Below are 24699 nucleotides of genomic sequence, written 5' to 3'. Positions count from 1 at the left end.
AGTTCGCGATTATTCGCCAATGCGGGCAGATCGGCCAGGCTTTCGATACGTCGCTTGCGGGAGAGCCTTAACAGCCCCTAGGATGGTTCCAATATGTAGGTGAACGAGAGAGCAGCTGATGACCGAAACCTTCAACCCCGGCCCGGACGCGGTGGAAATCATCGAACGTGAGGAATGTTTCCGCGGGTTCTACCGTCTGGATCGCTTTCACCTGCGCCATCGGCAGTTTTCCGGCGAAATGGGCCCGGTGCTGCGCCGCGAATTGTTCATCCGCCACGATGCCGTCTGCGTGCTGCCTTACGACGCGGTGACCGACAGCGTGGTGCTGATCGAGCAGTTCCGCGTCGGCGCCATGCACAAGACCACCAACCCGTGGCTGGTCGAACTGGTGGCTGGGCTGATCGACAAGCACGAGGAGCCGGACGAAGTCGCACTACGCGAAGCCGAGGAAGAGGCCGGGCTGACGCTGACCTCGCTGTGGCCGATAACCCGCTACTTCCCCTCGCCAGGTGGCTCGGACGAGTTCGTACACCTGTTCCTCGGCCGTTGCGACAGCGCTGGCGTGGGCGGTATTCACGGCCTCGAGGAAGAGGGCGAGGACATCCGCGTGCAGGTATGGCCCTTCGAGGACGCGCTGCAGGCGGTCAAGGACGGCAAGATCAACAATGCGGCGAGCATCATCGCCCTGCAGTGGCTGGCGCTCAACCGTGCCGAGGTCAGGGGGCTATGGGGTTGAATCTGCTGCGCGAGCGCTACCGGGTCGACTTGATCGAGCTGCAGGCGGCTTGCGAAGCCAACTATGCGCGGCTGATGCGCCTGCTGCCCGGCATGCGAGAAACCCAGGGGGCTCGGCGGGTCGCGCTCAGCCAGGGCGAGCGGCAGCTCGGCGTGCTGGCGCTGGAAGTGGTCGAGAGCTGTCCGTATACGTCCACGGTACAGGTGCGCCAGGAGCACAGCCTGCCGTGGCTGCCGGTGCCGCAGCTGGAAGTGCGCGTCTACCATGATGCGCGCATGGCCGAGGTTACCGGTGCTCAAAGCGCGCGACGCTTTCGCGGCATTTATCCTTATCCCAACGCCGCCATGCACCAGCCGGACGAGAAAACTCAGCTCAACGTGTTTCTCGGCGAATGGTTGAGTCACTGCCTGGCCTGCGGGCATGAAACCGAGCCGTTGATGTGATTGATGGCCTTTGGCCATGAAGTTGCATCGGATTTCTGTGAACCAGTGCTTGTTTACGGGTTTACCACCTCGTTTGACGATTCCATAATTCGCACTCATTCAAGGAGAAGCACCTTGGCGCGTGCGGCCGTTTCCCCCTCTGCCGATTCTTCGGTTCTGCTGGTGCAGATTACCGACAGCCATCTGTTCGCCGATGCGGACGGCCGACTGCTGGGCATGGATACCGCCGACAGCCTGCGCCGGGTGATCGAGCAGGTGCTCAAGGAGCAGCCGGCCATCGACCTGATTCTGGCCACCGGTGACCTGTCCCAGGACGGCAGCGCAGCGTCCTACGAGCGTTTCGTCGAATTGAGCGCCGCGATCGACGCCCCGGCACGCTGGATTCCGGGCAATCATGACGACATTCCCGCCATGCAGACCGCCTGCGTGGGCACCGACCTGCTCGAGCCGGTCGTCGACCTGGGCAATTGGCGTATCACGTTGCTCGACTCGTCCATCCCCGGCGCCGTACCGGGCTATCTCCAGGAGCCCCAGTTGGCGCTGTTGGAGCGGGCGCTGAGCGAAGCGCCGGATCGCCACCACCTGGTTTGCCTGCACCATCATCCCGTGGATATCGGCTGCCAGTGGATGGCGCCGATCGGCCTGCGCAACCCGGATGCCCTGTTCAACCTGCTGCAGCGCTTTCCCCAGGTACGCGCCGTGCTCTGGGGGCATGTGCACCAGACCATCGACACCCAGCGCGGTGACCTGCGGCTATTGGCCTCGCCTTCCACCTGCGTGCAGTTCACGCCGGGCAGTGAGGATTTCCAGGCCGACAGCGCGGCGCCAGGCTATCGCTGGCTGCGTCTGCACGATGACGGGCGTCTGGATACTGGTGTGTCTCGGGTCGAAGGCTTCGTGTTCGAGCCCGACTACAGCGTTGGCGGCTACTGAGGCGCGCAGGCCGCAGCGACAGCAGCGCTTGCAGCCTGCAGGCTGGCGCTAGTAGCCTCCCGTTATGACCAATAGCATTCTTTATATCCACGGCCTCAACAGCTCGCCAGCTTCCACCAAGGCCAGCCAGCTGATAGCCGCCATGACCGCCCGTGGCCTACAGGCCCAGCTGCGGGTTCCGGCCCTGCATCATCATCCTCGCCAGGCCATTGCCCAGCTCGACGCGCTGATCGCCGAGCTGGGGCGCCCCACGCTGGTCGGCAGCTCGCTGGGCGGCTACTATGCGACCCACCTGGCCGAGCGGCACGGGCTCAAGGCGCTGCTGATCAACCCGGCGGTGCGGCCCCACGAGCTGTTCGACGGCTACTTGGGCACACAAACCAACCTTTACAGCAACGAAACCTGGGAACTGACCGCCGACCATGTGACGGCCCTGGCCGAGCTCGCTGTCGAGCCGCCAGCAGACCCGAATCGTTACCAGGTATGGCTGCAAACCGGCGACGAAACCCTCGACTACCGGCGGGCTCAGGCCTACTACCGGCACTGCGCCCTGCGCATCGAAGCGGGTGGCGACCACGGTTTCCAGGGCTTCGCCGAGCGCCTGCCGATGGTGTTCGCCTTTGCCGGCATTGCCCCCGCTGCCTGAGTGGCCGCACCGAATCCCCGATAAATCAGAGCATTGCAGAGACCCATGGCCCAGCAAAACGCCTACAACGCCGATGCCATCGAAGTGCTTTCCGGCCTCGACCCGGTGCGCAAGCGCCCGGGGATGTACACCGATACCACGCGCCCCAACCACCTCGCTCAGGAAGTCATCGACAATAGCGTCGACGAAGCCCTGGCCGGCCACGCCAAGTCCATCCAGGTGATCCTCCACGAGGACAATTCCCTGGAAGTGATCGACGACGGCCGCGGCATGCCGGTGGACATCCATCCCGAGGAGGGCGTGCCGGGCGTCGAGCTGATCCTTACCAAGCTGCATGCCGGCGGCAAGTTCAGCAACAAGAACTACCAGTTCTCCGGCGGCCTGCACGGCGTCGGCATCTCGGTGGTCAACGCCCTGTCGACCCGCGTGGAAGTGCGCGTCAAGCGCGATGGCAGTGAGTACGCCATGGCCTTCGCCGATGGCTTCAAGGCCAGCGACCTGGAAGTGACCGGCACGGTCGGCAAGCGCAACACCGGTACCAGCGTGCACTTCTGGCCAGACGCCAAGTATTTCGATTCCCACAAATTCTCGGTCAGTCGCCTCAAGCATGTGCTCAAGGCCAAGGCCGTGCTGTGCCCCGGCCTGGCGGTCAGCTTCCACGACAAGGCCAGTAACGAAAAAGTCGAGTGGCTGTACGAAGACGGCCTGCGGTCGTACCTGGTCGATGCGGTCAGTGAATTCGAGCGCCTGCCCAACGAGCCCTTCTGCGGCAGCCTGGCCGGCAACAAGGAAGCCGTGGACTGGGCGCTGCTGTGGCTGCCCGAAGGCGGCGACGTGGTGCAGGAAAGCTACGTCAACCTGATCCCCACGGCCCAGGGCGGCACCCACGTCAACGGTCTGCGTCAGGGCCTGCTGGACGCCATGCGCGAGTTCTGCGAGTTCCGCAACCTGCTGCCCCGCGGCGTCAAGCTGGCGCCGGAAGACGTCTGGGAGCGCATCGCCTTCGTCCTGTCGATGAAGATGCAGGACGCCCAGTTCTCCGGCCAGACCAAGGAGCGCCTGTCGTCTCGCGAGGCCTCGGCATTCGTTTCCGGTGTGGTCAAGGATGCTTTCAGCCTGTGGCTCAACGCCCACCCGGAATTCGGCCAACAACTCGCCGAGCTGGCGATCAGCAATGCCAGCCGCCGCCTCAAGGCAGGCAAGAAGGTCGAGCGCAAGAAGATCACCCAGGGCCCGGCGCTGCCCGGCAAACTGGCCGACTGCGCGGGCCAGAACCCGCTGCGCTGCGAGCTGTTCCTGGTCGAGGGTGACTCCGCCGGCGGTAGCGCCAAGCAGGCGCGGGACAAGGAATTCCAGGCGATCATGCCGCTGCGCGGCAAGATTCTGAACACCTGGGAAGTGGACGGCGGCGAGGTGCTGGCCAGCCAGGAGGTGCATGACATCGCCGTGGCCATTGGTATCGACCCCGGCTCCAGCGACCTGGCGCAGCTGCGCTACGGCAAGGTCTGCATCCTCGCCGATGCTGACTCCGACGGCCTGCACATCGCCACGCTGCTCTGCGCGTTGTTCGTGCGTCACTTCCGCCCGCTGGTCGACGCCGGCCATGTCTACGTGGCCATGCCGCCGCTGTACCGCATCGATCTGGGCAAGGACATCTACTACGCCCTCGACGAGGCCGAACGCGACGGCATTCTCGATCGCCTGGTGGCCGAGAAGAAACGCGGCAAGCCCCAGGTCACCCGCTTCAAGGGCCTGGGTGAGATGAACCCGCCACAACTGCGCGAAACCACCATGGACCCCAACACCCGGCGCCTGGTGCAGCTGACCCTCGAGGATTTCGAGGGCACTCGCGAAGTGATGGACATGCTGTTGGCCAAGAAGCGCGCCGGTGACCGCAAATCCTGGCTGGAGTCCAAGGGCAACCTGGCCGAGGTGCTGCTCTGATGCGCCAGCTGTTCGGCGCCGTGCTGTTCGCAGCCGTGACGCCGGTGCTGGCCGACACGCAGCTCGAAGAACTCAAACTGGTCAGCGAACACCCGGTGGCCGGGATGGACGCTGGCAACCTGTCGGGTCTGGCCTGGTGCGGTGATGCGCTGTGGGCGGTGTCCGACCGCAAGGATGATCGCCTGTACCGTCTCGATTCGTCGGCCAGTGTCTGGCAGGCCGAGGCCGAGCGTTTCGTGGCGCCACCGGCGCCCGACATGCCGTTGCCCTGGGGGTTGCGTATGCGCTCGTGGGTAGCCGGCCTGGTGCGCGGCGGTCACCTGGACTTCGAGGGAATCTCCTGCGACGCCAAGGGCAATCGCTATCTGGTCAGCGAAACCCGCGCGGCGGTGCTGCAGGTACCGCCGGCGGCCGATGCGCAATGGCTGAACCTGCCTGAGGGCATGGTGCGCCAGGCGCGGGCCAGCGGCATGCTGCTGCACTTCAACTCGCTGTTCGAAGGCATCGCCATCGACCCGGCCGGCGAGCGCCTGTGGCTGGCCGCGGAAAAGGAGCGGCGCGGCCTGGTGGTGCTGCATAACCGGCGCGCCACCTGGCGCTGCGAAGGTGGTTGCGTGCTGCTCAACGAGGGCGGCGAGGAAGCCTCGCACGCGGCGCTAGGCGGCCGCCCCGCGCCGGTGGATTTCTCCGACCTGGCTTTCTTCGAAGAGAAGCTCTACACCCTCGAGCGCCAGGCCCACCGCATCTGCCGGCGCACTCCGGCCAGCGGCGAGGTCGAGCGGTGCTGGTCGTTCGCCGCCGAAGCGCTGACCGACGAGCGCCGTTATCCGCTGCATTACGGCGTTGCCGAAGCCCTTTCGATGGACGCCGAGGGCGCCTGGATCGGCCTCGACAACGGTGGGCACGCCCGTGGCGACGGCGAGAAGCGCCCGGTGGTCTGGCGCTTCGCCGCGCCGGCCGGCGGCTGGGGTGCTGCACAGTGAGCGAACAGCCCGCAGGCCGCCGTGCCGGCCGGGTGATGCTGGTGCTCGCCTGGGGCGCCGGCCTGCTGCTGGCTACGCATTTCTTCGGCAACTGGGAAGATGCCAAGCAGCATCCCAATCGCCAGCCGGAATCGGTGCATGGCGATGATTACGTCGAAGTGCGTCTGGCCAGCAGCCCCGGTGGGCATTATCGGGCCGATGGACAGATCAACGGCGAGGCGGTGAGCTTTCTGCTCGACACCGGCGCCACCCAGGTCGCCATCCCCAGCCAGGTCGCCCGCGATCTCGGTCTGCAGGCCGGCGCGCCGGTTCAGATTCGTACCGCCAACGGCATCGCCACGGCCCACCGTACGCGCCTGGAGCGCTTGCAACTCGGCGATATCATCTTGCATGACGTGTCCGCACTCATCGCCCCAGGCATGGATGGCGACGAGATCCTGCTGGGCATGAGCGCCTTGAAACAACTCGAATTCAGTCAGAAGGGCGGCAGCCTGATGCTGCGCCAATCAACCTTGCAATGAGGCACGCATGAGCGAAACCCTCGATCTGAGCCTGGACGGCGTCGAACGCCGCTCCCTTGCCGACTTTACCGAGCAGGCTTATCTCAACTACTCCATGTACGTGATCATGGATCGCGCGCTGCCGCATATCGGCGATGGCCTCAAGCCCGTGCAGCGGCGCATCGTCTATGCGATGAGTGAGCTGGGCCTGGACGCCGACGCCAAGCACAAGAAGTCGGCGCGTACCGTCGGTGACGTGCTCGGCAAGTTCCACCCCCACGGCGACAGCGCCTGCTACGAGGCCATGGTGCTGATGGCCCAGCCGTTCAGTTACCGCTATACCCTGGTCGATGGGCAGGGCAACTGGGGTGCACCGGACGATCCCAAGTCGTTCGCCGCCATGCGGTACACCGAGGCACGCCTGTCGCGCTATTCCGAAGTGCTGCTCAATGAACTGGGCCAGGGCACCGTGGACTGGGTGCCGAACTTCGACGGCACCCTGAATGAGCCGGCGACCCTGCCGGCGCGCCTGCCCAACCTGCTGCTCAATGGCACCACCGGTATCGCCGTGGGCATGGCCACCGACGTGCCGCCGCACAACCTGCGCGAAGTCGCTGCCGCCTGCGTGCGTCTGCTCGATGAGCCGAACGCCACGGTCGAGCAGTTGTGCGAGCACGTACAGGGCCCGGATTACCCGACCGAGGCGGAAGTCATCACGCCCCGCGCCGACCTGCTGAAAATCTACGAAACCGGCCGCGGCTCGGTGCGCATGCGCGCCGTGTACAGCGTCGAGGATGGCGACATCGTGGTCACCGCGCTGCCGCATCAGGTATCCGGCTCCAAGGTGCTCGAGCAGATCGCCAGCCAGATGCAGGCCAAGAAGCTGCCGATGGTCGCCGACCTGCGTGACGAGTCGGACCACGAGAACCCGTGCCGCATCGTCATCATCCCGCGCTCCAACCGCGTCGATGCCGACGAGCTGATGACCCACCTGTTCGCTACCACCGATCTGGAGTCCAGCTACCGGGTCAACACCAACGTGATCGGCCTGGATGGCAAGCCTCAGGTCAAGAACCTGCGCCAGATGCTGCGCGAGTGGCTGGAGTACCGGGTCGGCACCGTGCGTCGGCGCCTGCAGTTCCGTTTGGACAAGGTCGAGAAGCGCCTGCACCTGTTGGAAGGCTTGCTGGTCGCCTTCCTCAACCTGGACGAAGTGATCCACATCATCCGCACCGAGGAGCATCCCAAGGCGCGCCTGATCGAGCGCTTCGAACTGAGCGAGATCCAGGCCGACTACATCCTCGACACCCGCCTGCGTCAGCTGGCACGCCTGGAAGAGATGAAGATCCGCAGCGAGCAGGACGAGCTGATCAAGGAGCGCGATAAGTTGCTGGCGCTGCTGGGCAGCGAGGCCAGGCTGAAGAAGCTGGTGCGCAAGGAAATCCTCGAAGACGCCGAAAAGTATGGTGATGACCGCCGCTCTCCGATCGTTGCCCGTGCCGAAGCCCGAGCCCTGTCGGAAACCGAGCTGATGCCCACCGAGCCGGTGACCGTGGTGATTTCCGAAAAGGGCTGGGTACGCTGCGCCAAGGGCCACGATATCGACGCCACCGGCCTGTCCTACAAGGCCGGCGATGGCTTCAAGGCCGCCGCGCCCGGGCGCTCGAATCAGTACGCGGTGTTCATCGATTCCACTGGACGCAGTTATTCGCTTGCCGCCCATTCGCTGCCGTCGGCCCGTGGTCAGGGCGAGCCGCTGACCGGCCGTCTGACGCCACCGCCGGGTGCCTCCTTCGAGTGCGTGCTGCTGCCCGATGATGAGGCGCTGTACGTGATCGCTTCCGATGCCGGCTACGGTTTCGTGGTCAAGGGTGAAGACCTGCAGGCCAAGAACAAAGCCGGCAAGGCGCTGCTCAGCCTGCCCAATGGTGCGCGCGTAGTGGCCCCGCGGCCGCTCGCCAACCGCGAGGAAGACTGGCTGGCCGCGGTGACCACCGAGGGCCGCCTGCTGCTGTTCAAGGTCGCCGACCTGCCGCAACTGGGCAAGGGCAAAGGCAACAAGATCATCGGCATTCCCGGCGATCGAGTGGCCAGCCGCGAGGAGTACCTCACCGACCTGGCCGTGCTGCCGGCGGGCGGGACCCTTGTGTTGCAGGCTGGCAAGCGTACTCTGTCCCTGAAGGCCGATGACCTCGAACACTACAAGGGCGAGCGCGGCCGCCGCGGCAACAAATTGCCGCGTGGCTTCCAGCGCGTGGACGCCCTGCTGGTCGAGTAGGGCTGCTGGCCAATGGCCTGGGGCTGGAGTTAACGGGCGGTTTATCGGATGATACCGCCCCTCGCATGCCCGCCGGACGGTGGGCCATCTGCCACCCTGGTATTCAGTCGTCGGGTGGCAGGCGCATTGCATGTGGACAGGGATTATTGGCATCGCATCGGCACTGGCCGACGCGATGATTTATCTATTTTTTGTTATTGGCTTTTTCACCTGTAGCCACGATCGCTGGCCCTGTCGCCAGCCGGAAGATATTGATGATTGCTAAGCGGCTTCCTCTCACCCTGCTTCTCACCGGTCTGCTGATGCTGACCGGTTGCTCGCACCTGATGCCCGTCTCCCTCTACCAGCTCGATGGCGGCCCGGCACCGACCAAGACTGCCGACAAGGACGGCATGAGCGTGTTGCTGGGCCCGATCACCGTCGCCGATTACCTGCAGCGCGAAACCCTGCTGCAGCGCCAGGACGACGGCAGCCTGAGCCCCGCCCTGACCTCGCGCTGGGCCGGTAGCCTGGCCACCGACCTGGATCGCCAGGTGCTGCGCCAATTGTCGAACCGCATCAACAGCCAGCGCCTGGTGCTGGCGTCGGACAACCCGAATTACAAGGCCCAGGTGCAGGTGCTACTGTCCGTCACCCGCCTGGATTCCGGCCCGCACCAGCCTGCGGTGCTCGAAGGTCAGTGGCGGCTGGTCGGCCGTGACGGGCAGTTGCTCGACACCCGCCTGGTGCGCTTGGAAGAAAAGCACAAGGGCTCGGTCGCCGATCAGGTCCGCGCCCAGAGCGAAGTGGTGCAGCAGTTGGTCGCGCAGCTGGCCACCGCGGTGAAGAATCACGGCAACACCCCGCTCGCTGCCGAAGAGCCGCGCCGCAAGGCGCCGGTGCCGGCTGCCCGGCAGGAGCCACCGAAGATGCCGGTGGCCGAGCCGATTCGCATCGACGCCGAAGTGTTCCGCTTCTGATGCCGGCGGGTCAGGCCTGGCCTGACCCGCTTTCGGCGTCTTCTCGCTGATAGCCCTCCAGCACGCCCGCCGTGCGCACCGCCTCGTCGAGAAAGACGGTGACGGCCGGGTGCTTGCGTTCGCCCTTGCGGTAGGCCAGAAATATCTTGCGTTGAATTGCCGGTGCCAGGCGCACGGCGGTCACGCCTTCCACCGGCCGTAGCAGGCGCAGGCCGGAAACCACCGAAATCGAATTGCCGGAGGCGACCATCGCTGCGACCATTTCGAAGCCTGCGCAGTGCGCATTGATGCGTGGCGTGAAGCCCGAGCGGCGGCACAGGTTGGTGATGAATTCGCCGAACGAGCTGTTGGTGGAGTCCAGCGCCCAGGCTTCGTCCTGCAGGTCGGCGATGGTCAGTGTGGCACGTGATGCCAATGGATGACTGACGGGTAACAGCACGTGCAGGCGATCCTCGGTCAGTGGAATCAGCTCGTAATGTTCCTGGCGCGCCTTGCTGGCACCAGCCAGGTCATCGACCACCGCCACGTCGATCTGCCAGGCGTTCAATGCGCTGAGGCTTTCCTGGGGCTCCAGGTCGGCGACCACCACCTCCAGGCGCGGATAGGCCTGGCGCAGGTTGTGCACGATGGGCGCGACCAGTGCCACGGCGATCGAGGGAAATGCGGCGACGCGCAGTTCGCCGGCGATCTCGCTGCGCATCTGCGCGAGCTCCGAGCGCGCCTCGTCGAGAATCACCAGGATCCGCTCCACATGGGCCACCAGCCGCGTGCCGGCCGGCGTCAGTACCACGCCACGGCCGCGCCGCTCGATCAATGCCACGTCGGCCTCGCGTTCCAGCTGCGCGACCTGTTGGGACACGGCAGACGGCGTCAGGTGCAGGAACTCGGCAGTGGCCGCCATGGTGCCGCAACGGGCCAGCTCGCGAAGGGTGCGCAGACGGATCAGATCCATGACGGATGCCCGATAGGTAAGATTCTCTAATTAATACAGTAAGAATAAATCAGTATACATAACGTAAGTGGGCTTTTAGATTTTTCTCACCGACGGCGCCTGACCGTGCGCCCGTCCTCACCCAACAGAAGAAAAATCAGCCATGGCCGTCAGCGTATTCGATCTGTTCAAAGTGGGCATCGGCCCATCGAGTTCACACACCGTTGGCCCGATGCGTGCGGCCGCCTTGTTCACCCATGCGCTGGAGAACCAGGGGCACATGCCGAGTGTGGTGCGCGTGGTCGCCGAGCTGTACGGCTCGCTGGGCGCCACCGGCAAGGGCCACGGCAGCGACAAGGCGGTGCTGCTGGGGCTGAGCGGCTACGAGCCGGATACCGTGGATGTCGAGCAGGTTGCCGGCTATATCGACGCCATTCGCACCGACAAACGTATCGTGTTGCCAGGCGGTCACGCGGTACCTTTCAATGAAAAAACCGACCTGAAGATGATCCGCAAGGCGTTGCCACTGCATGCCAACGGCTTGCGGTTCGCGGCGTTCGACGCCGCCGGTATTCAACTGCACGAGGCCACCTATTACTCGGTGGGAGGCGGCTTCGTGGTCAGCGAGGCGGTGCTCGCCGACGGCTCCAAGCACAAGGTAATCGCCCCGGACGCCACCGCGCTGCCGCTGCCGTTTCGCACCGGTGCGGATCTGCTGCGCTTAAGCCGCGAGTACGGTGTGGGCATCGCCGAGATCATGCGCCGCAACGAGCGCCACTGGCGCACCGACGAGGAAATCGACAACGGCCTGCTGGCCATCTGGAAAGTGATGCAGGGCTGCGTCGAGCGCGGCTGCCGCACCGAGGGCATCCTGCCTGGCGGCTTCAAGGTGCGCCGGCGCGCAGCGATCCTGGCGCGCAAGCTGGGTGGCTTCCAGCGCAGCTACACCGAAGATCCGCTGCGAATGCTCGACTGGGTCAACTTGTGGGCCCTGGCGGTCAACGAAGAGAATGCCGCCGGTGGCCGGGTAGTCACTGCGCCCACCAACGGCGCCGCCGGCATCATTCCCGCCGTGCTGCATTACTATGCCAACGCCATTTCCGGTGCCACCGAGCGCGGCATCATCGATTTCCTGCTCACCGCCGGGGCGATCGGCATCTTGTACAAGGAAAACGCTTCGATCAGTGGCGCTGAAGTCGGCTGCCAGGGCGAAGTCGGCGTGGCCTGTTCGATGGCTGCCGGCGCCTTGTGCGCCGTGCTGGGCGGCACTCCTGAGCAGGTCGAGAACGCCGCCGAGATCGGCATGGAGCACCACCTGGGCCTGACCTGCGACCCCGTCGGCGGCCTGGTGCAGATCCCTTGCATCGAGCGCAACGCCATCGCTTCGGTGAAGGCCATCAACGCGGCGCGCATGGCGCTGTACGGCGACGGCGCGCACTACGTGAGCCTGGACAAGGTGATCAAGACCATGCGCGAAACCGGCGCCGACATGCTGACCAAATACAAGGAAACCGCTCGCGGCGGCTTGGCCGTCAATATCATCGAGTGCTGATTGCCGCCGCCCGATATCTGCGGCGAGCCCTCCGAGGCTCGCCCGGCTGACTAACACCAAGTAACACGTCCCCGCCTGACCTGGCGCACCACCTGGGTAGCGCTGTCGCCCCTTGCGTCCCTTATAATCGCGGGATGTCTTGGGGTGACCTGCCCGGTTGGCGTGGTTCATTCCCTTGCTGACCTGTCCCCCAATGCCATCAAGCCTAGAATTCTGGACAGCGTCTACAACATGAATACTCTTAAACGCATTGCTTCCGCCTACTCGAATACCAGCCTGGTGCTACGCATCTTCATCGGCCTGGTGCTCGGCATTCTGCTCGCCTATTTCGCCCCGGACGCCGCACTCAAGGTCGGTCTGCTCGGCGAACTGTTCGTCCTCGCCCTGAAGGCCGTTGCGCCGGTGCTGGTTCTGGTGCTGGTGATCTCGTCCCTGGCGGCCCACCAGAGTGGCCAGCCCACCCACATTCGTCCGGTGCTGCTGATGTACCTGATCAGCACCTTCAGCGCCGCAGCCCTGGCGGTGTGCGCCAGCTTCCTGTTCCCGACCATGTTGTCGCTGGACGTCGGCTCGGCCGAAGGCAACCCGCCGGGCAGCATCATCGATGTGCTGCACAACCTGCTGACCAGCATCTTCGTTGGCCCGGTGCAGGCGCTCAATACCTCCAACTACATCGCCATCCTGGCCTGGGCGGTCGCCCTCGGCCTGTTCCTGCGCCACGCCGCGCCAAGCACGCGCACCATGCTGCACGACGTGTCCAACGCCTTCACCCAGGTGGTGCGCTTCGTCATCAACCAGGCGCCGATCGGCATCTTCGGCCTGGTTTCCAGCACCCTGGCCGAGTCCGGTTTCGAGGCGCTGTATGGCTATGCGCGGCTGTTGATGGTGATGATCGGCTGCATGCTGATCGTGACCCTGGTCATCAACCCGCTGCTGGCCTACCTGAAGATGCGCCGCAACCCGTATCCGCTGCTGTTCACCGTGCTGCGCGAAAGCGCCGTGACGGCGTTCTTCACCCGCAGCTCGGCGGCCAACATCCCGGTCAACCTGCGTCTGTGCGAGAAGCTCAAGCTCGACAAGGACACCTACTCGATCACCATCCCGTTGGGTGCGACCATCAACATGGCCGGCGCGGCGATCACCATCTCCGTGATGGCGCTGGCGACCACCCATACCCTGGGTATCAACGTCGACCTGCCGACCGCACTGCTGCTGTGCGTGGTGTCGTCCCTGGCGGCGGCGGGCGTGTCCGGTGTGGCCGGAGGTTCGCTGCTGCTGATCCCGATGGCGACCAGCCTGTTCGGTATCGACACCGAGATCGCCATGCAGGTCGTCGCCATCGGTTTCGTCATCGGCGTGGTGCAGGATTCCTTCGAAACGGCGCTGAACTCCCACACTGACGTGGTGTTCACCGCCGCCGTCTCCTACGCCGGTGAGGTGCGTGCGGGGCAGGACAATCGGGTCGACGCATAACCCGTTCTGGTAATGAAGAACGCGTCCCAGGGCGCGTTTTTCATGGGTCGCTGTCGCCTACGCGTACTGCGCCGCGGCGTAGCCGGAGGCCCAGGCCCACTGGAAGTTGAAGCCGCCCAGGTGGCCGGTCACGTCCAGCACTTCGCCAACGAAATACAGCCCGGGTGACTTCAAGGACTCCATGGTCTTGGACGACACCTCGCGGGTATCGACCCCGCCCAGGGTCACTTCTGCCGTGCGGTAGCCCTCGGTGCCGGCCGGCACCAGCTGCCAGTCGGCCAGGCGCTCGGCAATCGCCTTCAACTCGGCCGGGGTGTATTGCTTCATCGGCTTGGAGGCGAACCACTGGTCGGCCAGCAGGCCGGCCATCTTTTTGGTGAACAACTCGCCCAGCAGGGTTTTCAGTTCGCTGTTGGGCCGCTCGCGCTGCTGGGTCTGCAGCCATTCGGGCAGGTCGATGTGCGGCAACAGGTCGATGCTCACCGTGTCGCCGGGCTGCCAATAGGAGGAAATCTGCAGAATCGCCGGGCCACTAAGGCCGCGGTGGGTGAACAGAATGTTCTCCACGAAGCTCTGGCCGTTGCAGCTGACCCGGCAATCTTCCACCGAGGTGCCCGACAGCTCCGTGCACAGGGTCTTCAATTGCGGGTCGGTAAGCGTGAAGGGCACCAGGCCGGCGCGGGTCGGCAGCAGCTCGTGGCCGAACTGGCGGGCGATCTGGTAACCGAAGCCGGTGGCGCCCAGGGTCGGGATCGACAGCCCGCCAGTAGCGATCACCAGCGACTCGCAGGTGACCGCGCCGACGCTTGTGGCCAGGTGGTAACCGTCGCCCGCGCGTTCGATGGCGCTCACCGAGGTATCCAGGCGCAGATCGACGCCGACCTGCTGGCACTCATCCAGCAGCATGGCGAGGATGTCGCTGGACTTGTTATCGCAAAACAGCTGGCCGAGTTTCTTCTCGTGGTAGGGCACGCCGTGCTTGGCGACCAGGGCGATGAAATCCCACTGAGTGAAACGCGCCAGCGCCGACTTGCAGAAGTGCGGGTTGTGGGAGAGGAAGTTGCCGGGCTCGCAGTACATATTGGTGAAGTTGCAGCGCCCGCCGCCGGACATCAGGATCTTCTTGCCGGCCTTGTTGGCGTGGTCGAGCAGCAGCACGCGGCGACCGCGGGCGGCGGCGGTCATCGCGCACATCAGCCCGGCGGCGCCGGCACCAATGATGACAACCTGGGGTGAAAGCACGGCATGGTCCTCGTACGCTGGGCGCCGGCATGGCTGGGCCGACGCGAAACGGCGCAGTTTACCTGAAGGGCTGAAGGCGCTGTGGTACGTAATCTGCTCGGTTACGCTGGCACGCCAATGCGTTTTTTCGAACCCCTGGCGCGGCGTTCGGGTCTAGCGAATAAGGGCCAATAGCGAGCTGCACTGGCTTTTTGCCGCTATCTTGTCTATCAGCCTTTTGATCATGCGTCAGCGTGATCCTTTTCTCCTCCATATGCAGGGCTTGCCACCATTGAAAACCTGGCGCGTCTGGTTGCTGTCGCTAGTGCTGTTGCCGTGGGCTGCGAGTGCGCAGCCCCTGCGTCTGGTCGCCGACAGCTGGCCGCCGTTCACCGATCAGCGGCTACCAGGTAACGGCGTGGCAGTGGAACTGGTGAGTACCGCGCTGAGCCGTGCCGGTTACGCCAACGACTATCGCGAAGTGCCCTGGCAGCGCGCCGTGCTGGGGCTGCAGCGCGGTGACTACGATGTGCTGATCACCGCCTGGTACAGCAAGGAGCGGGAGGCGTTCGGGTATTTCTCCGCGCCCTATCTGGTCAACCGCATTCGTGTGGTGCAGCGTAAGGGCGCGGGCATCGTTTTCGATCAGCTCGCCGATCTCCATGGCCACCAGATCGCGGTGCGGCGTGGCTATGCCTATTCGCCGGCATTCACCGCCGACGACCAGATGCAGACTGTCGAGGTCAGCAGTTTCGAGAGCGCCGCGCACATGGTGCAACGCGGCCGAGTCAGCCTGGCGCTGGAGGATGAGTACGTCGCCCGCTTCCTGTTCAACGACTCGCTGAAGGCGATCGCCGACGATCTGGAGTTCCTGCCGATGCCCCTCAGCGAGAATGGCCTGCATATTCTCATTCGCCTCACCCATGTCGAGCATGCGGAGATCGCCCGCCGTTTCGATGCCGCCATCGCCGCCATGCAGGCCGATGGCAGCTATGCGGCGATCATGACGCGCTACGGTCTGCAGTGAGCGGTCACGACCAGTTGGTGCGTCCGCGACCCTGATGCTTGGCCTGGTAGAGCTGCTGGTCGGCCAGGTGCAGCAGGCTTTCCAGATCCTCCGGGGGGCCGTGGTGGATACCAGCGCTGAATGACAGTGGCGGGGCGCCCACAGCGTATTTCAGCTGCCTGCAGTGCGCGCGCAGCAGGTCCAGAGCCTGGCCCAGCTGCTCGGCAGGTTGCGCGCTGACCATGGCGAATTCCTCGCCGCCCAGGCGCCCGAGCAGCGTGTCCGGGAAGGCGGCGCTGAACGCGCGGCTGAAGGCGATCAGCGCGGCATCACCGGCGGCGTGGCCGTGTTCGTCGTTGATCTGCTTGAACAGGTCCATGTCGAGCATCGCTACGCTCAGCGGGTAGCCTTCGCGCTGCGCCTGCTGGAACTGCTGCAGGCCCTGCTCGTAGAAGGCGCGGCGGTTGTTCAGGCCGGTCAGGGCATCGTACTGCGCGGCTTTCTTCAGAGCGCGAAGCATGTCGCGGCGCTCCAGAGTGGAGATCACCCGGCAATTGAGTTCCTCGGGGCAGAACGGCTTGCGCAGGAAGTCATCGGCGCCATGCTTGATGAACATCGCGCTGAGTGAACCCTTGGTGTCGGCGGACAGGCCGAGAATCACCAGGTCGTTGCGCTTCATCTTCTGGCGCAGCAACTTGACCAGATCGAAGCCACTGATGCCCGGCATGCTGTGGTCGACCACCAGCAGGTCGATGTCCGGCTGCTCCTTGAGAATGCGCAGGGCTTCGTCACCGTCGTGAGCGTCGATGATCTGGTAGCGATGGGGCGCCAGTACGTGGCGGATGAAATTGCGCGTGGCCTCGGAATCTTCAGCCACCAGGATCTTCACCTGGCTGTTGCTCTCCAGGCGGTGCAGCAGGCGAAAGGCGTACTCGTAGGAGTGCTGGCTCTCCTTGAGCACGTAGTCGACGACGCCCTTGAGCAGCAGGTCGTCGCGACGCTTCTCGTTGTACGAACCACTGAGCACGATGCAGGGCAGGGCGTAGCGCATTACCAGGTCGACGCTTTCGCCGTCCGGCGCGTCGGGCAGGTGCAGGTCGACGATGGCGGCGAAGAACAGGTCCGCCGAGGTTTCCAGCATCACTTCGGCTTCGCCGAGGGAGGCGCAGAACACCGGCTGCAGATCCGGCTCCTGGCGGAACAGGTGATCGAGGATCTTGAGCACCAGCGGGCTGTCTTCGATGACCAGGATATTGCGCACGGAACCCCCTATGCCCGTTCTGCCATTGGCTTGATTCTAGGGTCTATTGACGTTTCAACGCGAGCCGCGTTGCCGCGAGAAATCTCGCCAGGCCGGGCGGCGATCCGCTAGGCAGAGGACGCAGGGAATGGCTGTTCCCTTGCCAAGTCCTCCAACAACGCATGGCGAGATTTCTCGCGCAACCCGCAGGGCCGGGCCCGTTTTTGCGCGATGCGGCGTTACTCGATGGCTCATTTGGCCTGCCAAACTTCGCATCTCGTGCCTTGCCTCGCGCAAAAGCGGGCTCCGGCGCGGCCGTGCGTGAAACGTCAACAGACCCTATAGCGTGCGCACGCGCAGCGAGCGACCTTTTATCTTGCCTTCGCTCAGGCACTTGAGCGCTTTAACGGCCAGGCTGCGTTCAACGGCAACATAGGCCTGGAAGTCGAAAATGGCGATCTTGCCGACCTGCGCGCCGGGAATGCCGCCCTCGCCAGTGAGGGCGCCGAGAATATCGCCGGGGCGCAGCTTGTCCTTGCGCCCGGCGCCGATGCACAGCGTCATCATCAGCGGCTGCAGCGGCGCGCCGCCTTGATGTTTCAGGCTGCTCAGCGGGTGCCAGTTCAGCGGCGATTTCTGCAGGTTCTCGATGGCTTGGGCGCGATGACCTTCGGCCGGGGCAACCAGGCTCATGGCCAGACCTTTCTCGCCGGCACGGCCGGTGCGGCCTACGCGGTGGATGTGGATTTCCGAATCGCGCGCCAGTTCGACGTTGATCACCATATCCAGGCCGTCGATATCCAGGCCGCGCGCGGCCACGTCGGTGGCGACCAGCACCGACAGGCTGCGGTTGGCGAACATCGCCAGCACCTGGTCACGCTCGCGTTGCTCCAGATCGCCGTGCAAGGCGGCGGCGGAGATGCCCTTGGCGGTGAGGTGGTCGACCACCTCCTGACATTGCTGCTTGGTGAAGCAGAAGGCCACGCAGGAGGTCGGACGGTAGCTGTTGAGCAGCTTGACCACGGCGTCCATGCGCTCTTCCGGGGCGATTTCGTAGAAGCGCTGCTCGATCTGGCTGTCGTCGTGCAGCGCCTCGACCTTGACCTGTTGCGGGTTGCGCATGAAGGTCGCCGACAGCTGCTTGATGCCGGCTGGGTAGGTGGCCGAGAACAGAAGGGTCTGACGGCGCTCCGGGGTCTGACCGATGATTTCGGCGATGCTGTCGTAGAAGCCCATGTCGAGCATGCGGTCGGCTTCGTCGAGCACCAGGGTATTGAGGCCGTCCAGCTTCAGCGTGCCCTTGGCCAGGTGCTGCTGTACGCGCCCCGGGGTGCCGACGATGATCTGCGCGCCGTGCTCCAGGGAGCCGATCTGTGGGCCCATGGGCACGCCGCCGCACAGAGTGAGAATCTTGATGTTGTCTTCGCTGCGGGCCAGGCGGCGCAGTTCTTTGGCGACCTGGTCGGCCAGCTCGCGGGTCGGGCACAGCACCAGCGCCTGGCAGCCGAAATAACGCGGGTTGAGCGGCGCCAGCAGGCCGATGCCAAAGGCCGCGGTCTTGCCGCTACCGGTCTTGGCCTGGGCGATCAGGTCCATGCCCTTGAGCATCACCGGCAGGCTCTGCGCCTGGATGGGCGTCATCTGCGCGTAACCGAGGGACTCGAGGTTAGCCAGCATGGCGGGCGACAAGGCAAGCGAGGAGAAAGCGGTGGCGGTCACGGTACGGGCCTGAAGAGCGTTCGGAAAGAGCCCTAGTGTAACAGGCGCCACGTCATGGCCTGCCGACTGCTCGTCATTCGTCGACGTCGACCTTCACACGCCTGGCACTGCGCCCGTCCTCCGCCGACAACTGCAGGAAGATGCCGGCTGCCAGGATCGTCAGCAGGCCGATGCACAGGTAAGTGGCCTGGAACGCGCTGAGCACGCCATCGGCCGCATCCGCGTTGTCCAGGCTGAAGCCGCTGAGCAGCGCGGCACCGGTGGCGATGCCCATGCTGATCGACAGCTGCACCACCACCGACAGCAAGCCATTACCGCTGCTCGCCTCGCTGTCGGGCAGGTCGATCAGGGTCACGGTGTTCATGGCGGTGAACTGCAGCGAGTTGAAGGCGCCGATCAGGCTCAGCTGGATGGCCAGCTGCAGGTGCGAGGTCTGGCCGTCGACCAGCGCCATGCTGGTGATGAGTAGGCCCAGCAGCACGGTGTTGAAGGTCAGGATGCGGCGGTAGCCGAGGCGGTCGATCAGCGGTTTGGCCAGCGGTTTCATGGCCATGGCGGCGAGCGCCAGGGGAATCATGCTCATGCCCGCCTGGGCCGGCGAATAGCCCATGCCCAGTTGCAGCAGCAGTGGCGTGAGGAACGGCAATGCACCGGTACCCAGGCGCGCGAAGATGTTGCCGAAGATGCCCACCGCGAAGCTGCGGGTGTTGAACAGCCGCGGCGGAAACAACGCATTGGCCGTGCGCCCGGCGCGCAGCCAGTAGGCGGCCAGGCACGCCAGGCCGGCAAGCAGCAGGAGCACCACGCGCATGTGCGGCAGGTGCAGTTCGCCAAGGCCTTCGAGGGCCATGGTGATCAGCAGCATGCTGGCGCCGAACAGCAGGAAACCGATCAGATCGAAACGCGTGCGCTCGCTGCCGCGCAGCTCCGGCATGAAACGGTACGCGGCCCAGCAGCCCAGGGCGCCGACCGGCAGGTTGAGCAGGAAGATCCAGTGCCAGCTGGCGTATTCCACCAGCCAGCCACCCAGGGTCGGGCCGATCAGCGGGCCGAGCAGGCCGGGCAGGGTGATGAAGCTCATGATGCGCACCAGCTCGGTACGCGGGTAGGCGCGCAGCACCACCAAGCGCCCCACCGGCATCATCAGCGCGCCGCCCAGGCCCTGGATGATGCGTGCGATCACCAGCATGGTCAGCGACTGGGAGACCGCGCAGAGCAGGGAGCCGAGGCTGAACAGGGCGATGGCGCCAAAGAAGATGTGCCGCGTGCCGAAGCGGTCGGCCAGCCAGCCGGAGGCCGGAATCAGCAGCGCCACGGTGAGCATGTAGGCGATGACCACCGACTGCATGCGCAGCGGGTCTTCGGACAGGTCCGCGGCCATGCTCGGCAGAGCGGTGTTGAGGATGGTGCCGTCCAGCGTCTGCATGAAGAATGCGATGGCGACGATCCAGGGCAGCAGGCGGGCAGTGCGGGCGTCGAGCAGGGTCATGGCGATCGGTGATCAGCGGTGGTTGGATCAGTGTGACCCAACTTGGCGACAAATGTCGCAACAAATAGACACCCCGCGCCCTGATTCAGGCGCGGGGGTGTCAGTTGGCTCAGGAGGCCGAGCGCATGTCCTCGACCACCCGTTGCGGGGTGCCGCGTACCGGCGCGCCGTTGGCCACGTAGTAAGGCGCGGTGCTGCGCGGCAGCGCTTGGCGACCGCGGATACGGTCGGCGATTTTCTCGGCGATCATGATCGTGGTGGCGTTGAGGTTGCCGGTGATGATCTCCGGCATGATCGACGCATCAACCACGCGCAGCCCTTCGAGGCCGTGTACGCGACCCTGGCCGTCGACCACCGCCATGTCGTCCGAGCCCATCTTGCAGGAGCAGGACGGGTGGAAGGCGGTTTCCGCGTGCTCGCGGATGAAGGCGTCCAGTTCCTCGTCGGTCTGTACGTGGGCGCCCGGGCTGATCTCGCGACCGCGGTACGGGTCGAGCGCCGGCTGGTTCATGATCTCGCGGGTCAGGCGGATGCCGTCGCGAAATTCCTGCCAGTCCTGCTCGCTGCTCATGTAGTTGAACAGGATGCTCGGGTGCTGGCGCGGATCCCTGGATTTCAACCGCACGCGGCCACGGCTCGGCGAGCGCATGGAACCGACGTGAGCCTGGAAGCCATGCTCGTTGACCGCGTTGCTGCCGTTGTAATTGATCGCCACCGGCAGGAAGTGGAACTGCAGGTTCGGCCATTCGAATTCCGCGCGCGAGCGAATGAAACCGCCGGCTTCGAACTGGTTGCTGGCGCCGATGCCATCCCCCGCGAACAGCCACTTGGCGCCGATGCCCGGCTGGTTGAGCAGCTTGAGCGCCGGGTACAGCGACACCGGCTGGGTGCAGGCGTACTGCAGGTACATTTCCAGGTGATCCTGCAGGTTCTCGCCAACGCCCGGCAGGTCATGCACCACGTCGATGTCGTGGCTGCGCAGCAATTCGCCGGGGCCAACGCCGGAGCGTTGCAGGATCTGCGGCGAAGCGATGGCACCGGCGCACAGCAGTACTTCGCGGCGGGCATGGGCGATGGTCGCCTCGTTCGCATTGCCGATCAGGTAAGCGACGCCATTGGCGCGCTTGCCATCGAACAGGATGCGGTCGGTGGTGGCGTGGGTGACGATGGTCAGGTTCGGCCGTTCGCGGGCCTGGTCCAGATAGCCGCGTGCGGTGCTGGCGCGACGGCCTTCGGGCGTCACGGTGCGATCCATCGGCCCGAAGCCTTCCTGTTGATAACCATTGAGGTCATCGGTACGCGGGTAGCCGGCCTGCACGCCGGCCTCGACCATGGCGTGGAACAGCGGGTTGTTGCCGGCCTTGGGCGTGGTCACGCTGACCGGGCCGCTGTCGCCGTGGTAGTCGTTGGCGCCGGTGTCGCGGCTTTCCGCCTTGCGGAAATAGGGCAGGCAATCCAGGTAGCTCCAGTCTTCCAGGCCGGGCTGCTTGGCCCAGTTGTCGAAGTCCATGGCGTTGCCGCGGATGTAGCACATGCCGTTGATCAGCGACGAGCCGCCCAGGCCCTTGCCGCGCCCGCATTCCATGCGGCGATTGCCCATGTGCGGCTCCGGGTCGGTTTCGTAGGCCCAGTTGTAGCGGCGGCCTTGCAGGGGAAACGCCAGAGCGGCTGGCATCTGGGTGCGGAAATCGAGGCGGTAGTCAGGGCCACCGGCTTCGAGCAGCAGTACGCTGACATCCGCATCCTCGCTCAGGCGGGTCGCCAGCACGTTACCGGCCGAGCCGGCGCCAATGATGATGTAATCGAATTCCTGAGTCATGGCTCCTCCTGTTACCCGGCTGTGGTCCGGGAGAACACGGTGACTGTTGCCGGATGGCATCCGGGCTACGGGGCTGCGCCTTGCTTGCGGAAGCGGCTGAGCGGTGCGCTGCCCGGCTGCTCCCACTCCGTGGTGGCGAGTCAGAACACCGAGGCGTAGTCGCCCAGCTCGACCTGCACGGACTTGATGCGCGTGTAGTGGGCCAGCGTGGTCAGGCCGTTCTCGCGGCCCACGCCGGATTGCTTGTAGCCGCCGACCGGCATCTCGGCCGCCGACTCGCCCCAGGTGTTGATCCAGCAGATGCCCGCTTCCAGCTTGTGGATAACCCGGTGCGCGCGGTTCAGGTCGCGGGTCACGATGCCGGCGGCCAGGCCGTAGGTGGTGTCGTTGGCGCGGCGGATCACTTCGTCTTCGCTGTCGTAGACGAGGATGCTCATCACCGGGCCAAAGATCTCCTCGCGGGTGATGATCATGTCGTCACGGCAGTCGGTGAATACCGTGGGTGCCACGTAGGCGCCGTTGGCGTAGTCACCGTCGGTGACGCGCTCGCCGCCGATCAGCAAGCGCGCGCCCTGCTGGCGGCCTTGCTCGATGTAGCCGAGCACGCGTTCCATGTGGGCGAAGCTGACCAGCGGGCCGAAATTGGTCTTGTCGTCCTGGGGGCTGCCCAGGCGGATGCGTTTCACCCGCTCGACGATCTTGCTCTCGAAGCGCGCCTGCAGGGCGCGGGGCACGAACACCCGGGTGCCGTTGGTGCACACCTGACCGGTACTGTAGAAGTTGGCCATCATGGCGATGTCCGCGGCGCGGTCGAGATCGGCGTCTTCGCAGATGATCAGCGGCGACTTGCCGCCCAGCTCCATGGTCACTTCCTTGAGCGACGAGCTGGAAGCGCTGGCCATGACCTTCTTGCCTGTCACGGTGCCGCCGGTGAAGGAAATCTTCTCGATGCGCGGATGCTCGGTCAGCCACTGGCCGACCTCCCCGCCCAGGCCGGTCAGCACGTTGAACACGCCGTCCGGCACGCCGGCCTCGGTGTAGATTTCGGCGAGCTTCAGGGCGGTCAGCGAGGTGACTTCGCTGGGCTTGAAGATCATCGCGTTGCCGGCGGCCAGGGCCGGCGCGGATTTCCACAGGGCGATCTGGATCGGGTAGTTCCAGGCACCGATGCCGGCGACCACGCCCAGCGGTTCGCGGCGGGTGTAGACGAAGCTGGTGTCGCGCAGCGGGATCTGTTCACCCTCGATGGCCGGAATCAGGCCGGCGTAGTACTCCAGCACGTCGGCGCCAGTGACGATATCGACATAGCGGGTTTCCGACAGCGGCTTGCCGGTATCGAGCGTCTCCAGTTCGGCCAGCTCATCGTTGCGCTCACGCAGGATGTCTACGGCGCGGCGCAGGATGCGCGAACGCTGCATGGCGGTCATCGCCGCCCACACCTTCTGGCCCTGTTCGGCGCTGGCCACGGCGCGTTCGACGTCGTCCTGGCTGGCGCGCTGCACGTTGGCCAGCACCTCGCCGTTGGCTGGGTTGATGCTTTGAAAGGTGGTACCGCTGGTGGCGTCGACGTACTGGCCGCCAATGTAGAGCTGCTGGTCTGCGAATCGGGCCATGGGGCGTCCTCCTGATCGGGGCAAGACGCGCGTCGGGCGCCTTGGCGTATGGATCGACTGAGCGAGATGAAAAGGGATGTCAGCCGAGTTGGTTAAAAAACAGCCTACTTTATTTTTATTGATCGATCAATCAATAAAAATCCTGGGGACGACCGAAACCGTGCCAGATGCGGCATAGATGCTGGGTTTCAGGTTTTTTGCGGAGGCTCTCGACGAACGATCTCGATGGGAGCGGGCCATGCCTGCGATTCGCGGGCATGGCCCGCTCCCACATACGCATCCAGTCCGTAGGCCTGCAGGGAGTCTTAGACCCTGTTCACGATCTTTATGGGAGTGAAGCGGCCACTACAAGGCAGAAGCGGCCACTCGCTAGGTAGGGTGGATGACGCTCTTTCGATCCACCATTGCGATCGCAGAGCGGTGGACGGGTGAAGCGTCGTCCACCCTACAAAAGGCCGCTCCCGCCACTTAGCTGCCGGAATCGGCGAGCCTGGGCTGGAACTTGGAGACGGTAGGGCTCATTGCGCCTTGGCGAGCTGCAAATCCAGATAGTCGTAGGCGATCTGCGCGGCCTGGCGGGTGTCGAAGTTCTCGCCGGTCAGTGCGCCGCGCAGCCACAGGCCGTCGATCAGCGCTGCGAGGCCGCGGGCAGCGGCGCGGGCTTGTGCTTGCGGCAGGGCGCGGCTGAACTGGCCGCACAGGTTGGAATACAGTCGCTGGTCGTTGACCCGCTGCAGGCGGCGTAGGGCCGGCTGGTGCATGCTGCTGGCCCAGAACGCCAGCCAGGTCTTCATCGCCGGGCCGCTGACCTGGGTTTCGTCGAAGTTGCCGTCGATGATGGCGCGCAGGCGTGCCCGTGGGGTGTCTTCGCGCAGCAGCCGATAACGTGCATGTACCGCCTCGCGCAACGCCTGCATGAGGTGACGCATGGTCGCCTCGAGCAGGCCATTTTTGTCTTGGAAATAATGGCTGATGATGCCGTTCGATACGCCGGCAATCCGCGCGATGTAGGCGATGCTGGCATCGCTCATGCCAACCTGGTCGACGGCTTCCAGGGTTGCCGCAATCAGCTGGGAGCGGCGGATCGGCTGCATTCCGACCTTGGGCATCGTGTTCTCCGGCGAGGGGTGTTTCCCGAGTCTAACAGAGCGCGTGGAGTTGTCGGCGTGCTCAGGTTTCTCAGAGCCTGTTCACGATCTCTATGCGCATGAAGC

At 64.9% G+C, this 24699-nt stretch carries 20 protein-coding genes; 12 read left to right on the top strand and 8 right to left on the bottom strand.

Annotated features, from left to right (window positions below; genetic code table 11):
- Positions 1-118: 118 nt before the first annotated feature.
- The 9 genes from BVH06_RS05755 (at position 119) to BVH06_RS05715 (ending at position 9422) form a co-directional block, all read left to right on the top strand.
- The gene (locus tag BVH06_RS05755) at positions 119-736 is read left to right on the top strand and encodes an NUDIX domain-containing protein (RefSeq protein ID WP_075932338.1); all 618 of its coding nucleotides are present in this window, start codon (positions 119-121) and stop codon (positions 734-736) included.
- Positions 727-1179: a DUF1249 domain-containing protein gene (locus BVH06_RS05750; RefSeq protein WP_075932339.1), complete on the top strand. Its 453-nt coding sequence runs from the start codon at positions 727-729 to the stop codon at positions 1177-1179. Before BVH06_RS05755 ends, BVH06_RS05750 begins: the two co-directional genes overlap by 10 nt.
- A 114-nt stretch (positions 1180-1293) precedes the next feature.
- Positions 1294-2112 carry a 3',5'-cyclic-AMP phosphodiesterase gene (cpdA, locus tag BVH06_RS05745; RefSeq protein ID WP_075933494.1) on the top strand — a complete coding sequence of 273 codons (819 nt, stop codon included), beginning with the start codon at positions 1294-1296 and terminating at the stop codon, positions 2110-2112.
- Positions 2113-2176: 64 nt separating this feature from the next.
- Entirely contained in the window at positions 2177-2758 is a 582-nt protein-coding gene (locus tag BVH06_RS05740) for a YqiA/YcfP family alpha/beta fold hydrolase (protein ID WP_075932341.1), read from the top strand.
- A gap of 45 nt (positions 2759-2803) precedes the next feature.
- Positions 2804-4702 (top strand): DNA topoisomerase IV subunit B, encoded by a 1899-nt coding sequence (parE, locus tag BVH06_RS05735; protein WP_075933493.1) that lies wholly within the window; start codon positions 2804-2806, stop codon positions 4700-4702.
- Entirely contained in the window at positions 4702-5685 is a 984-nt protein-coding gene (locus tag BVH06_RS05730) for an esterase-like activity of phytase family protein (RefSeq protein ID WP_075933492.1), read from the top strand. The genes parE and BVH06_RS05730 overlap by 1 nt, the downstream gene beginning before the upstream one ends.
- Entirely contained in the window at positions 5682-6206 is a 525-nt protein-coding gene (locus tag BVH06_RS05725) for a TIGR02281 family clan AA aspartic protease (protein WP_075932344.1), read from the top strand. Before BVH06_RS05730 ends, BVH06_RS05725 begins: the two co-directional genes overlap by 4 nt.
- Positions 6207-6213: 7 nt before the next feature.
- Positions 6214-8463: a DNA topoisomerase IV subunit A gene (gene parC, locus BVH06_RS05720; RefSeq protein ID WP_075933491.1), complete on the top strand. Its 2250-nt coding sequence runs from the start codon at positions 6214-6216 to the stop codon at positions 8461-8463.
- A gap of 254 nt (positions 8464-8717) precedes the next feature.
- Positions 8718-9422 carry a membrane integrity-associated transporter subunit PqiC gene (locus BVH06_RS05715; RefSeq protein WP_083651887.1) on the top strand — a complete coding sequence of 235 codons (705 nt, stop codon included), beginning with the start codon at positions 8718-8720 and terminating at the stop codon, positions 9420-9422.
- 10 nt (positions 9423-9432) lie between these two features.
- On the opposite strand, the gene BVH06_RS05710 is transcribed toward BVH06_RS05715, so the two are convergent.
- Positions 9433-10374 (bottom strand): LysR family transcriptional regulator, encoded by a 942-nt coding sequence (locus BVH06_RS05710; RefSeq protein WP_075932347.1) that lies wholly within the window; start codon positions 10372-10374, stop codon positions 9433-9435.
- 142 nt (positions 10375-10516) lie between these two features.
- On the opposite strand from BVH06_RS05710, the gene BVH06_RS05705 reads away from it, so the two are divergent.
- Both BVH06_RS05705 and sstT read left to right on the top strand, forming a co-directional pair.
- Positions 10517-11905 carry an L-serine ammonia-lyase gene (locus tag BVH06_RS05705; protein WP_075932348.1) on the top strand — a complete coding sequence of 463 codons (1389 nt, stop codon included), beginning with the start codon at positions 10517-10519 and terminating at the stop codon, positions 11903-11905.
- A 231-nt stretch (positions 11906-12136) separates the two neighbouring features.
- A complete protein-coding gene (gene sstT / locus BVH06_RS05700) occupies positions 12137-13378 on the top strand; it encodes a serine/threonine transporter SstT (protein ID WP_075933490.1) in 1242 nt (413 codons plus the stop codon).
- A gap of 57 nt (positions 13379-13435) precedes the next feature.
- Here the strand turns inward: sstT and BVH06_RS05695 are convergent, their stop codons facing one another.
- A complete protein-coding gene (locus BVH06_RS05695) occupies positions 13436-14620 on the bottom strand; it encodes an NAD(P)/FAD-dependent oxidoreductase (protein ID WP_075933489.1) in 1185 nt (394 codons plus the stop codon).
- Positions 14621-14873: 253 nt separating this feature from the next.
- Here BVH06_RS05695 and BVH06_RS05690 point away from each other — a divergent pair, with 253 nt between their 5' ends.
- Complete coding sequence (locus BVH06_RS05690) at positions 14874-15626, top strand: ABC transporter substrate-binding protein (protein ID WP_075933488.1); 753 nt, start codon at positions 14874-14876, stop codon at positions 15624-15626.
- A 4-nt stretch (positions 15627-15630) separates the two neighbouring features.
- Here BVH06_RS05690 and BVH06_RS05685 read toward each other — a convergent pair whose 3' ends face one another.
- From BVH06_RS05685 to betI, 6 genes are all read right to left on the bottom strand, one after another.
- Positions 15631-16866 carry a diguanylate cyclase domain-containing protein gene (locus BVH06_RS05685; protein WP_075933487.1) on the bottom strand — a complete coding sequence of 412 codons (1236 nt, stop codon included), beginning with the start codon at positions 16864-16866 and terminating at the stop codon, positions 15631-15633.
- A 318-nt stretch (positions 16867-17184) separates the two neighbouring features.
- Positions 17185-18564 carry an ATP-dependent RNA helicase DbpA gene (dbpA, locus tag BVH06_RS05675; RefSeq protein ID WP_075932352.1) on the bottom strand — a complete coding sequence of 460 codons (1380 nt, stop codon included), beginning with the start codon at positions 18562-18564 and terminating at the stop codon, positions 17185-17187.
- A 73-nt stretch (positions 18565-18637) separates the two neighbouring features.
- Positions 18638-20053, bottom strand: coding sequence for a multidrug transporter subunit MdtD (gene mdtD, locus BVH06_RS05670; RefSeq protein ID WP_075932353.1), 1416 nt, complete (start codon positions 20051-20053; stop codon positions 18638-18640).
- Between the two features lie 109 nt (positions 20054-20162).
- On the bottom strand, positions 20163-21872 hold the full coding sequence (betA, locus tag BVH06_RS05665; RefSeq protein ID WP_075933486.1) for a choline dehydrogenase: 1710 nt from the start codon (positions 21870-21872) through the stop codon (positions 20163-20165).
- A gap of 140 nt (positions 21873-22012) precedes the next feature.
- Complete coding sequence (betB, locus tag BVH06_RS05660) at positions 22013-23485, bottom strand: betaine-aldehyde dehydrogenase (protein ID WP_075933485.1); 1473 nt, start codon at positions 23483-23485, stop codon at positions 22013-22015.
- 518 nt (positions 23486-24003) lie between these two features.
- Positions 24004-24594 (bottom strand): transcriptional regulator BetI, encoded by a 591-nt coding sequence (betI, locus tag BVH06_RS05655; protein WP_075933484.1) that lies wholly within the window; start codon positions 24592-24594, stop codon positions 24004-24006.
- Positions 24595-24699: the final 105 nt, after the last annotated feature.

The sequence above is a fragment of the Pseudomonas sp. PA27(2017) genome (assembly GCF_001945445.1).
Lineage (GTDB): Bacteria > Pseudomonadota > Gammaproteobacteria > Pseudomonadales > Pseudomonadaceae > Aquipseudomonas.
The sequence above is the reverse complement of the archived record's forward strand: the minus strand, read 5'-3'. Positions and strand labels throughout refer to the sequence as shown.